8 protein-coding genes and 1 pseudogene are annotated in these 9,164 nt (G+C 66.5%); 8 read left to right on the top strand and 1 reads right to left on the bottom strand.

Translation table 11 applies throughout. From position 1 onward, the window contains the following. Window positions 1-205 precede the first annotated feature (205 nt). The 8 genes from AX750_RS05485 to AX750_RS05450 all read left to right on the top strand — a co-directional run bounded on the left by AX750_RS05485 (window position 206) and on the right by AX750_RS05450 (window position 8,607). Window positions 206-718 (top strand): prepilin peptidase, encoded by a 513-nt coding sequence (locus AX750_RS05485; protein ID WP_066719344.1) that lies wholly within the window; start codon window positions 206-208, stop codon window positions 716-718. 128 nt (window positions 719-846) lie between these two features. Next, window positions 847-1,626 carry a Flp pilus assembly protein CpaB gene (cpaB, locus tag AX750_RS05480; protein ID WP_066719347.1) on the top strand — a complete coding sequence of 260 codons (780 nt, stop codon included), beginning with the start codon at window positions 847-849 and terminating at the stop codon, window positions 1,624-1,626. Next, the gene (locus AX750_RS05475) at window positions 1,623-3,065 is read left to right on the top strand and encodes a type II and III secretion system protein family protein (protein WP_066719350.1); all 1,443 of its coding nucleotides are present in this window, start codon (window positions 1,623-1,625) and stop codon (window positions 3,063-3,065) included. The genes cpaB and AX750_RS05475 overlap by 4 nt, the downstream gene beginning before the upstream one ends. Window positions 3,066-3,077: 12 nt before the next feature. Continuing rightward, window positions 3,078-3,854 carry a CpaD family pilus assembly protein gene (locus tag AX750_RS05470; RefSeq protein WP_066719352.1) on the top strand — a complete coding sequence of 259 codons (777 nt, stop codon included), beginning with the start codon at window positions 3,078-3,080 and terminating at the stop codon, window positions 3,852-3,854. Further along, window positions 3,854-5,113 (top strand): P-loop NTPase, encoded by a 1,260-nt coding sequence (locus AX750_RS05465; protein ID WP_066719355.1) that lies wholly within the window; start codon window positions 3,854-3,856, stop codon window positions 5,111-5,113. The genes AX750_RS05470 and AX750_RS05465 overlap by 1 nt, the downstream gene beginning before the upstream one ends. A gap of 52 nt (window positions 5,114-5,165) precedes the next feature. Next, window positions 5,166-6,614 (top strand): CpaF family protein, encoded by a 1,449-nt coding sequence (locus tag AX750_RS05460; protein WP_066719357.1) that lies wholly within the window; start codon window positions 5,166-5,168, stop codon window positions 6,612-6,614. Between the two features lie 27 nt (window positions 6,615-6,641). Then, window positions 6,642-7,619, top strand: coding sequence for a type II secretion system F family protein (locus tag AX750_RS05455; protein ID WP_066719358.1), 978 nt, complete (start codon window positions 6,642-6,644; stop codon window positions 7,617-7,619). Between the two features lie 10 nt (window positions 7,620-7,629). Beyond that, window positions 7,630-8,607, top strand: coding sequence for a type II secretion system F family protein (locus tag AX750_RS05450; RefSeq protein WP_066734872.1), 978 nt, complete (start codon window positions 7,630-7,632; stop codon window positions 8,605-8,607). A gap of 146 nt (window positions 8,608-8,753) precedes the next feature. On the opposite strand, the pseudogene AX750_RS05445 reads toward AX750_RS05450, so the two are convergent. Further along, window positions 8,754-9,164 (bottom strand): annotated as a pseudogene (locus tag AX750_RS05445) (hypothetical protein); the annotation flags it as partial.

Genomic DNA, 9,164 nt, shown 5'->3' with positions numbered 1-9,164 from the left:
ACCAACCTGAAGACGACCTTCACGAACGTCGGCGCCGAACTCGGCAAGGCCAAGTGATCCCAAGCGGATCGCATCCGCTCAGTGCGAGACGGAAGGCGCTTCAGACAGGATCTGGAGCGCCTTCGCGCATCAACCGCCCGCGCCCGGCCCATCTCTGTTCTCCCGGCGCCACCGGCGATCTAACCTCATTCCGCGGATCTCGGCCATGACACCCGCTCTCTTCATGATGATCGTCGTCTTCCCGGCCGCGATGGCCTATGCCGCAGCGAGCGATCTGGTCTCGATGACGATCTCGAACCGCCTCTGCCTCGTGCTCGTGGCGGCCTTTGTCGTCTGCACCGCGACGCTCGGCCTCGCCTGGAGCCAGATCGGCTGGCATCTGGCGGCGGGCGCGGTCGTCCTGCTCGTCTGCTTCGGCATGTTCGCGGCAGGCTGGATCGGCGGCGGCGACGCCAAGCTGGCGGCCGTCACCGCCCTCTGGTTTGGCTTCGAGCAGCTGATGCCCTACCTCGCCATCGCCGGCCTCGCCGGAGGCGTCCTGACGCTCGCCCTCGTGCAGCTGCGCGCCAATCCGCTGCCGGCGCCCGTCGTTCGCTGGTCCTGGGTGAGGCGCCTCCATTCGCCCAAGGAGGGGGTTCCCTACGGCATCGCCCTCGCCTTTGCCGCGCTGCTGGTGCTGCCCGAGACCTCGCTCTGGCGGGCCTCGATCGGGCTCTGAGCGGCCGCGCCGCCCGGCTACCCTTGGCCGCACCCCAAAAAAGATACGTCCGATTAACCATAAGTTGACGATTCCAGCCGCACGATCCTCGCCGAGCGCCAACTGGGTTTGGCCGAGGGTCAGTCGCTATGAGTCCCGCCCGTATTGTCATTCTTCTGGTCGCATTGGTCGCCGGCATCGGCGCCGCCATGCTGATCGGCAATCCATCGCCGGCGCCGGCGCCGGTCGCCCGGATTGAGCCGGCGCCCACGGTGCCCGTGCTCGTCGCCGCGGCGGACATCCCCGTCGGCAACGTCGTCGCAACCGCCGATCTGCGCTGGCTCGACTGGCCGCTCGCGAGCGTTCCGGCCGGCGTCATCCGGAAAGACGAAGCCCCGCAGGCCGAACAGGAGCTGACGGGCCAGGTCGCACGCTACGGCATGCTCGCCGCCGAACCGATCCGCCGCGAGAAGTTGATCAAGACCGACGGCACCGGCTTCCTCTCGGCCATCCTGCCCTCCGGCATGCGAGCGGTGGCCATCTCCACCGACAGCCGCGGCGCCAACACGGCCGGCGGCTTCATTCTCCCAAATGATCGGGTCGACGTCGTCGTGACGGTAAAGGGCCCGTCGGTGGAGGGCGAAGGCGACGCCTTCCTCAGCGAGACGATCCTGCGCAACCTGCGGGTTCTCGCCATCGGCCAGAACGTCCAGGAGCGAAACGGCGAGAAGGTCGTCGTCGGCGAGACCGCGACGCTCGAAGTCGAGCCGGGCCAGGCCGAGACGCTGTTCCGCGCCCAGAAGATGGGTACGCTGTCGCTCTCGCTGCGCAGCCTGAAGGATGCCGGGCAGGTGGTCGCTGGCCCGACCGCCGAGGGCGCCATGACCATCGTCAAATACGGCGTTACCATGAGGAGTGCGAACCAGTGATCCGGGACCGTCTCCTCCTCCCCGCCGTCCTGACCCTGGTGCTTGCCGGGCCGGTCCTGGCTCAGAACACCGGCCAGGCGCCCGTCCTGAACGTCGGCACCAGCGAACACGCCATCTCGCGCAAGATCGACCTCTCGATCGGTCGTTCGCTGATCCTCGACCTGCCGCGCGATGCCAAGGAGGTCTTTGTCGCCAACCCGAAGGTCGCCAACGCGGTCGTCCGGTCGGCCCGCAAGCTCTTCATCATCGGCATCGCCGATGGCCAGACCTCGATCTTCGTCATCGACGGCGAGGGCCGGCAGATCACCTCCCTCGAAATCGAGGTCGGTCGCGATCTCAACGTGCTGCGCCAGACCCTGCGCAGCGCGATGCCGAGGGCCCAGATCGAGGTGAAGCCGGCAGGCAACTCGATCCTGCTCGTCGGCAATGTCGCCAACGCTTCGGAAGCCACGCAGGCCGTCGACATCGCCAACGCCTTCGTCGGGACCACGTCAGGCCTCTTCTCCTCGTCCAAGGGCGCCGTCATCAACTCCCTGACGATCCGCGGCCGCGACCAGGTCATGGTCAAGGTCGTCGTCTCCGAGGTCTCGCGCAAGGCGATCAAGCAGCTCGGCATCAACTCGACCGGTGAGTGGAAGCTCGGCAACTTCTCGATCACGCCGACGCTCGACAATCCTCTGCCGCTGCAGCCGCAGGCGCTCGCCGCGACTGCGGTCACCGCAGGCATCGGCAATTCGACGAACTTCACCCTGCGCGCGCTCGAGCGCGCCGGCCTCTCGCGCGTCCTCGCCGAGCCGACCGTCACCGCCATTTCGGGCGAGAGCGCGAAGTTCACCGCCGGCGGCGAGGTTCCGGTCCCTAGCGGTTACTCCTGCGACGGCACCGGCCTCTGTACGCTCGGCATACAGTACCGACCGATTGGCGTCGCTCTCAACTTCACGCCGATCGTCCTATCGGACAACAAGATCAGCATGCGCATCGCTACCGAGGTGACGGAGCTCGACTTCGAGAACCAGCTCCGCCTGAGCGATACGCGCAACAGCAGCCAGCAGGTCGTCAACGCGCCGGCGTTCCGCGTCCGCAAATCCGACACGACAGTTGAACTGCCATCTGGCGGTACGCTGGCGACGGCCGGCCTGATCCAGCGTGTCTCCCGATCCTCGCTAAACGGCTTTCCGGGCCTGATGAACCTGCCCGTGATCGGCGTGCTGTTCCGCTCGCGCGACTACCAGCGTGAAGAAACCGAGCTAATGATCACGGCGACACCCTATATCGCCAAGCCGATGGAGCCGAACCAGGTGCAGCGCCCCGACGACGGCTTCGTCGATGCGCATGACGCCCAAGCCGTGCTGCTCGGACGACTGAACAAGATCTACGGCACGAATGGCGGGCCCGCTCCGCAGGCCTACAAGGGCCGCGTCGGCTTCATCGCCGACTGAGGCCGAGGCGTGATGGCGAAGCCCGCAGATGCAAGGGATGGCGAGACCATGATGGCTCGATCACAGCAGAACACCTCGCTCCGGCCTCTGGGCCTCGGCGTCGCCCTGGCAGCGGCGCTGCTGGCCGGCGCCTGTGCCGGCAAGCGCGATCTCGCCGAAACCGGGGTGCCCGTGGATGTGCGCGAGCGTCACCCGATCGTGCTGCGCGACGCGCCACGCTCGCTCGATGTCTTCGTCGGACGAGCAGGCGGCGGGCTCGACGATCGACAGGCGGAGGATGTCGCCGAATTCGCCCGCGAATACCGCCGCTCCGGCAAGGGCGGGTTGGTCGCTCAGGTGCCGACGGGCACGCGTCGCGAGCTGGCGGCCCATGACACGCTCAACGGCATCCGCTCGGCGCTGGCCCGTGGTGGCGTCCCCGGCAATGCGCTGTCGGTCACCACTTATCCGGTGGCGGACGCCCATCTCGCCTCTCCCATCCGCCTGACATTCGCTTCGCTCCAGGCCAGGCTCCCGCATGATTGCGGCCAGTGGCCGGCCGATACGGGCGTGTCCAGCTTCAAGAACGACATGTCGAACGGGCCCTACTGGAACTTCGGCTGTTCCAGCCAGGCGACGCTCGCGGCTCAGGTCGCCGATCCGGTCGATCTCATGCGCTCGCGCAGCGAAGGAAGGCCCGACATCGCCAAGCGAATGGGCGCCATCGCCAAGATCCGCGAAGGCAAGGACCCGTCGACCCAGTACCGGCAGGAAACGCCCCAGATCAACTCCACCGTCGGAGGACGCTGATGAGCGCCGGGCAGGATCAGGACCCACCTGTGACCGGTGCGGCCGACGAGGTGATCGCGCCGCTTCCGCGCGTCACCATCCAGGCCTTCTGCGAGACGCCGGGCGTGGCTGCGACCATGCAGGCCGCCATCGCCGACCGCCGCATGGAGAAGGCGCATGCGCGCATTCAGATGGGCGGGCCCGCCGCCGCGGTCGAAGCCTTCCGCGCCGCCCCGACGCCCAACATCATCGTGCTGGAGACGGTCTCCGATTCCGCCACGCTGGTCGCGCATCTCGATGCGCTGTCGGAGAGCTGCGACGCCGGGACGAAGGTGGTCGTCATCGGCCATGTCAACGACGTCCAGCTCTACCGCGACCTGATCCGCCGCGGCGTCAGCGAATATCTCATTGCGCCCCTGGGCACGCTCGATGTGCTGAAGACGCTGTCGGAGCTCTATGTCGCGCCAGGCGCCCGCAATCTCGGCCGCATCATCGCCGTGATGGGCGCCAAGGGCGGCGTCGGCGCTTCGACGGTCTCGCACAATGTCGCCTGGGCGATCGCCCGCAATCTCGACGCCTCGACCGTCATCGTCGATCTCGACATCGCCTTCGGGACCGCTGGGCTGGACTTCAACCAGGACCCGCCGCAGGGCATCGCGGAAGCGGTCTTCTCGCCCGAGCGCCTCGACGCCAACATGCTCGATCGTCTGCTCTCCCGCTGCAGCGACAATCTCGCTCTGCTGGCCGCGCCGGCGGTGCTCGACCGCACGCTCGACCTGCCGGAGGATGCCTTCGAGCAGCTCTTCGATCTGCTGCGGGCGACGGTTCCCTGCGTCGTGCTCGATGTGCCCCATCTCTGGAGCTCCTGGGCGCGACGGGCGCTGATTCACTCCGACGAGATCGTGGTCGTGGCGGCGCCGGAGCTCGCCTCGCTGCGCAACGCCAAGAACCTGGTCGATTTGGCCAAGGCCAATCGGCCGAACGATTCCGGTCCCAAGCTGGTGCTCAACCAGGTCGGCGTACCCAAGCGTCCCGAGATCGATGCGTCCGAGTTCTCCAAGGCGCTCGGCCTCGATATCCTCGCCACCATCCCCTTCGATGCCCAGCTCTTCGGCACCGCGGCCAATAACGGCCAGATGATCGCCGAAGTTCAGGCGGGCAGCAAGATCGCCGAGGCTTTCGTTCAGATCGCGAGCGGTCTGACCGGCCGCGGTGAGGCCAAGCGCAGCAAGCGAAGCCTATTCGAGCCGATCGTGGCGAAGCTCCGGCGCAAGGCCTGAGCGATGCGGCTTCGGCGGATGACGGCGCTGACCTGCGGACAAGAGGGTTGAGATGTTCGGAAAGCGATCCCCGGGGGGAGCGACCGCGCCGGCCCTGGCGCTGAAGGCGCCAACGGCGGCCGCCCCTGCCTTGCGTCCGGCGGAGCCGGCTGCGCCGCCGGTCGATACACGCCGGGCGGTTCCGCCGCCTGCGCTGGAGCAGCAGCGCTCCGATGAATACTATCAGATGAAGAGCATGATCTTTGGTGCTCTCATCGAGGCCATCGATCTGTCACAGCTCGCCAAGCTGGATGGGGAATCCGCGCGCGAGGAAATTCGCGACATCATCAACGAGATCATCTCGCTGAAGAACGTCGTGCTCTCCATTGCCGAACAGGAAGAGCTGCTCGAGGACATCTGCAACGACGTTCTCGGTTACGGGCCGCTCGAGCCGCTCCTGGCCCGCGACGACATCGCCGACATCATGGTCAATGGCGCGACCCGGACCTTCATCGAAACCGGCGGCAAGATCACGCTCACCAACATCCGCTTCCGCGACAACGCGCAGCTGATGAACATCTGCCAGCGCATCGTCAGCCAGGTCGGTCGCCGCGTCGACGAAAGCTCGCCGATCTGCGACGCGCGCCTCGCCGACGGCTCGCGCGTCAACGTCATCGCGCCGCCGCTGGCGATCGACGGCCCGGCGCTGACCATCCGCAAGTTCAAGAAGGACAAGCTGACGCTCGATCAGCTCGTCAAGTTCGGCGCCATCTCGCCGCCGGGTGCGGAGATCCTCAAGATCATCGGCCGAGTCCGCTGCAACATCGTCATCTCGGGCGGCACGGGCTCGGGCAAGACGACCTTGCTCAACTGCCTGACCAACTACATCGACGAGGACGAGCGCGTCATCACCTGCGAGGACGCCGCCGAGCTCCAGCTCCAGCAGCCCCATGTCGTGCGGCTCGAGACGCGCCCGCCCAATCTCGAGGGTACCGGCGCGGTCACCATGCGCGACCTCGTCAAGAACTGCCTGCGCATGCGTCCCGAGCGGATCATCGTGGGCGAGGTCCGCGGACCGGAGGCCTTCGACCTCCTGCAGGCGATGAACACCGGCCATGACGGTTCGATGGGGACGCTCCACGCCAACACCCCGCGCGAATGCCTCAGCCGTATCGAATCGATGATCACGATGGGCGGCTTTTCGCTGCCCTCGAAGACGCTGCGCGAGATGATCTGCTCCTCGATCGACGTGATCATCCAGGCCCAGCGCCTGCGCGACGGTTCGCGCCGCATCACCCACATCACCGAGGTGATGGGGATGGAGGGTGACGTCATCATCACCCAGGATCTCGTGAACTACGACGTCCTCGGCGAGGACGCCAACGGCAAGCTCATCGGGCGCCACCGCGCGACGGGCATCGGTCGGCCCCGCTTCTGGGATCGGGCTCGCTATTACGGCGAGGAGCAGCGTCTCGCGGCCGCGATCGACGCGCTCGAGCAGGGCGAAGCCAATGCCGCCTGACGCCGCATCCGCCCCGGAGAGACGGCCATGGATCTGAGCGTTCTCGCCGTCGTGGCGCTCGCGACGATTGCCGCCGGCGGCGTCACCTATGCGCTGTTCTATCCGATGCTCAGCGGCGAGGCACGGGCTGAAAAGCGCCGCAAGGAATTTGCCGCGCCCGTCGCCGCGCGCGCCTTCGATCGCGAAGCGCAGGCGCGGGCGAAGCGCGGCCAGATCGCGCAGAGTCTCAAGGAGATCGAGAACCGGGAGAACGCCCGTAACAAGCTGACGCTCGAACAGAAGATCCAGCAAGCCGGTTTGAGCTGGAGCCCAAAGAAGTATTACGTCGTCAGCCTCTTCATGGCGGTCGGCACGGGCTTCGTGCTTTTCCTCCTCAGCGGCAACAGCCTGCTCGGCCTGGCGGGGCTGTTCATCGGCGGGTTCGGGATCCCCCCCTGGTTCCTGAGTCGCTGCCGAGACCGCCGGCTGAAGAAGTTCGGCATCGAGTTCCCCAACGCCATCGACGTCATCACCCGCGGCATTAAGGCGGGCCTTCCGCTCAACGACTGCCTGCGGATCATTGCTACCGAGGCGGCCGAGCCGGTCCGGACCGAATTCCGCCTGATCATCGAAAGCCAGGCGCTGGGCCTACCGCTGACAGAGGCGGTCAGCAAGCTCTACGAGCGCATGCCCTGCGCCGAATCGAACTTTTTCGGCATTGTGCTGGCGATCCAGCAGAAGACCGGCGGCAACCTGTCCGAGACCCTCGGCAACCTATCGAAAGTCATCCGCGAGCGTCGCAAGATGCGCGACAAAATCCAGGCGGTGTCGATGGAGGCCAAGGCCTCCGCGGCGATCATCGCCTGTCTGCCGCCTTCCGTCGCCGGCCTGGTCTACCTGACCACCCCCCGCTACATCGAGCTGCTATGGCTCACCCAGGCGGGAAAATTCGCGCTTGTCGGCTGCGCGATCTGGATGCTGATCGGCATCTTGGTCATGCGCAAGATGATCAACTTCGATATCTAAGGAACGACCGATGATTTCCCTGATCGCGGACAAGGTCGTCGACAGCCAGTTCCTGCTGGCGCTGTTCGCCGCCATTGCCGCCGCCGCGACAGTGCTGACGATCGCGATCCCCCTGACGGAGGGATCGAACCTCCAGAAACGGATGAAGAACGTCGCGACCGAGCGGGAGAAGATCCGGGCCCGCGAGCGCGAGCGCCTCAACCGCCAAGCCGACCGGGTCTCGCTGCGGCAGGAGCCGAAGGCGTTCATGCGGCACATTGTCCAGCAGTTCAAGCTGGGCGATTGGCTGGGCACGGAGACCGCCAAGAACCAGCTCGCCATGGCAGGCTATCGCGGCCAGCAGGCCGAAGTCGCCTTCCTGTTCTTCCGCCTGGTGATGCCGATCGGCCTGTTCCTGTTCACGCTGCTCTATGTGTTCGTGATCAACGACTTCGGCCAGCCGGTGATGCTGCGAATCGGCATGGCGGTCGGCGGCGCCTATCTCGGCATCAAGGCGCCCGAGCTGTTCCTCTCCAACCAGATCGGCAAGCGTCAGGCCTCGATGAAGGCGGCCTTCCCCGATGCGCTTGACCTGCTGCTGATCTGCGTCGAATCGGGCATGTCGATCGAGCACGCCTTCCGCAAGGTCTCGACCGAGATCGGCGGCCAGTCGGTTCCGCTGGCCGAGGAGTTCGCGCTCTGCACGGCGGAGCTGTCCTATCTCTCCGAGCGCCGGCAGGCCTATGAGAACCTCTCGACGCGCACGGGGCTCGAGGGGGTCAAGTCCGTTTGTACCGCGCTGATTCAGGCGGAGCGCTACGGCACGCCGCTGGGGACGGCGCTGCGCACGATCGCCCAGGAAAGCCGCGACCAGCGCATGGTGGCGGCCGAGAAGAAGGCGGCTGCGCTGCCGCCCAAGCTCACCGTGCCGATGATCCTGTTTTTCCTGCCCGTGCTCTTCGTCGTCATCATGATGCCGGCGGCGATCCAGACGATGAAGCTGCAGTAGCGGATTTGAGTGAGGCACGAGGTTCTGCCCCCGGCAGGGCTTTTCAACCCTGTCGGACCCGAGTCCTGGCGGATCGCGACCCAAAACCGGAAAAAACAAGAGCGGGCTTGGCGCCGGTGCGACCGGGCGCCTGAAAGGGCGTGTCGTCAGCCTTGCGGTGGGGGCGTCGGAGCGCCGGCCTGGGCAGGAGCCGGCTTCGCCTTCGGCCTCGCCCCGCCGGTCTTGAGCATTTCCCAGCTGTTCGGCTGGCTCACGCTGCGTTTGAGATAGGCGATGGTCGCTGCCGCTTCCGCGGGGCTCTGGTCCTGCTTCGCCAGCGTCTCGGCCTCCGCGAAGCGGCCCTGCAGGCCGAGCACGAGCACGAGGTTCTGGCGCACCCGCGGGTCGCCACGGCCATTCGAGACCGCCTCGCGCAGGACGCGTTCGGCCTCCGGCAACTGCCGCGAAAGCGCCAGCGACAGGCCGAGATTGGACAACACCGTCGGTTCGCCGGGGGCAATCTTCGGGTCTGACTCAATCTCGCTGCAGATAAGCGGTGATCTGGCGCTGTTTTCCAG

It is taken from the genome of Methylobacterium sp. CCH7-A2, from assembly GCF_001557075.1.
GTDB classification, from domain to species: Bacteria; Pseudomonadota; Alphaproteobacteria; order Rhizobiales; family Beijerinckiaceae; genus Allobosea; species Allobosea massiliensis.
Note: the sequence above shows the minus strand (reverse complement) of the source record. Positions and strands in the feature narration are given on the sequence as shown.